The sequence below is a fragment of the Paenibacillus sp. P4_E11 genome, from assembly GCF_056401635.1.
The window spans coordinates 1-2,720 of sequence record NZ_JBFUIX010000311.1 but is presented as its reverse complement, the minus strand read 5'-3'; the positions used below and the strand labels follow the sequence as shown (position 1 = coordinate 2,720).

Below are 2,720 nucleotides of genomic sequence, written 5' to 3'. Positions count from 1 at the left end.
TTCCGGAGCTTGGTAAGGAAGCGTTAATATTAGATCGACTTTTCTATCCAGAGAAGCATATGTTCAATCGTCATGTATTGGCTAATTGCGAGCCTCGTGAGGGAGGTTATGGCAATATGGTCAATTGCGGTGCAGCCATGTATATTTCACCCATTGGCATCGTGAATGCGTGCAATCCAAGGGGGGCTTATGATGAAGCTATTCTTTTTGCCTCGGGGCATCAAGTCAGCTATGGCTTGGAAGCCGCAGGAGTAATGGCTTGTTGTGTGGCCAAAGCCTTCGAGCCGAATGCAACCGTTGAAGATATCGTGAATACTGCCTTACTATATGCGAAAGACGGCACGAAGAGGGCGATTCAGGATATTTGTGAAACGGCCCTCGCCATGAGGGATAGGAAAAAAGACAAAGAAGAAGTCGTTCACCGTTTTCACGAAGTTATAGGCAATTACTCGCCGATGGGCGATGATGTGAATCGCAGCATGAACAAAGTGGGCATTCCGTCCAATCATTACACGCCGAGCCGTCTGTTTGCGATTGAAGAACTGCCGCTTGCGCTCGGTTACATCGTGCTGCACAATGGTGATTTTCTGGAAGCTGTCAAGGATGGAGTGAGCTCTGGCCGTGATACGGATTCCATTGGCGTCATGATTGGCGCTATACTCGGAGCTATGCAAGGCGTTCAGGCTATCCCCTCTGAGGAAATCGCAGTAATAGAAGAGAGTAATCGACAAGACATCAAGAGCCATTGCGCTCAATTCATCGAAGCTGCGACTTTTATTATCGATCGGGATTTGCGAATGAACGACATGAGGCAGCAACAAATTCGTTCTATTAATTAAAGGATGGTGCACACATTGATACCTGCGAATTATTTGGAGAAAGTTTATTCCGGTTACTTGGGCATGAATATTGGCATAAGACTCGGTGCGCCGGTTGAACCGACGATCTGGACTTATGAACGAATAAAGAATACGTACGGCGACATCACCGACTATGTGAAAAATTTCAAAAACTTCGCTGCCGATGATGATGCGAACGGCCCGTTTTACTTTTTGCGGGCTCTCTATGATGATGCAGTAGACCGCGAACTCACGCCGAATGATGTAGCTCGCGCTTGGCTCAATTATGCTCGTGAAGGCGTAGGCATGTTTTGGTGGGGAGGTTACGGAGTAAGCACGGAGCATACGGCTTTTATCAATCTGAAAAAAGGGATTGAGGCTCCGCAGTCCGGTTCGATTGAGCAAAATGGGCAGACGATTGCCGAGCAAATTGGTGGGCAGATTTTTATTGATACATGGGGTTTAGTGAATCCATGTAATCCTAAGAAAGCTGCTGATTATGGCGAGGCTGCAGCAAGAGTTTCGCATGACGGGGAAGGTGTACTGGGAGCGAGATTTTTCTGTGCGGCGATTTCCAAAGCTTTTGAAACCGATCAAATTAGCGAGATTATTGAAGCCGGGCTGGCTCAAATCCCTGAGCATTCCTTATATGCCAAGGTGGCAAGAGCGGTTCTAGCCTTCCATAAGGATCATCCTGATGACTTCAGGGCATGCCGGGATATGCTGGAAAGGGACTGGGGCTATGATAAATATCCAGGTGTCTGCCACATTATTCCAAATGCTGGTGTGTGCTTCCTAGCGATGGCCTATGGGCAAGGTGACTTCAACAGGACGGTTGAAATTGCCACCATGTGCGGCTGGGATACGGATTGCAACGCAGGGAATGTCGGCACTGTGCTGGGTGTTGCTTGCGGTTTGGAAGGTACCGCGATGAAATATCGTAAGCCTATCAACGACTCCATTGTGATGTCAGGCATCTCCGGCTATATGAACATTCTGGATATTCCTACTTATGCAAAGGAACTGACTATTTTGGGGTATCGACTGGCGAATGAGGAATGTCCTGCGGCGCTGCTCGATAGCTTTACCGATCGTGAAATTTACTTTGATTTCGAGCTGCCGGGTTCCACACACAATATGCGCGTTTCCAATTCGTTCTTTTGTGAAATCAAGCATTCCACGGAAAAAGCCTATGAAGGAACAGGGTCACTTGAAGTGCTGTTTGATCGTATGACGCGAGGAGAGCAGTCGAAGCTATTTTACAAACCATTTTATACACGCGATGATTTCAGTGATGAAAGATACTCACCCACGTTAGCGCCGAAAGCCTACTCCGGTCAAAAAGTTTCCATGAAAATCTTCCTCGATCAGTGGAATGGCAATGAAACGTTGGGCTTCGCTCCATATGTGCGATTGGCTAAAAGCAAGCAAGATGTGCTGCAAGGCTATGTGAAGCTAGTAAATCAGGAGTGGCTCGATGTGGAATTTGTGATTCCTGATACGGGTGGCGAGCTTATTGATGAAGTTGGGATTGTACTGGAGTCCTATTCAACGGCAAAATTTAAAAGCCTTGGGCGAATATTCGTTGACAATTTCAAAATTAGCGGCAAAGCCGATTACTCGATTGATTTCCGTAAACAGATGATCAACTTCGGCTGTGTGACTCCTTTTGCCCACAATCATGGAGCATGGAGTATTGTTGACGGGGCGATGTACCTGATGACTGCTGAATCGAGTGAAGCGTATACTGGGAATTACTTCTCCACGGATTATTCCGTTACATTGGGTCTGAACCCGCAAAGCGGTTATTCGCATTTGGTGGCCATTCGTGCCCAAGGCGCAATGCGCGGCTACCACGTTGGATTTGACGGGGAGAATGAG

2 protein-coding genes are annotated in these 2,720 nt (G+C 47.4%); both read left to right on the top strand.

Annotated features, from left to right (window positions below):
- On the top strand, window positions 1–839 hold an 839-nt coding region (locus AC1DWB_RS33300), incomplete at its 5' end, for an ADP-ribosylglycohydrolase family protein (protein WP_477545376.1).
- A gap of 6 nt (window positions 840–845) precedes the next feature.
- A partial coding sequence (locus AC1DWB_RS33295; protein WP_477545375.1) for an ADP-ribosylglycohydrolase family protein occupies window positions 846–2,720 on the top strand: 1,875 nt, incomplete at its 3' end.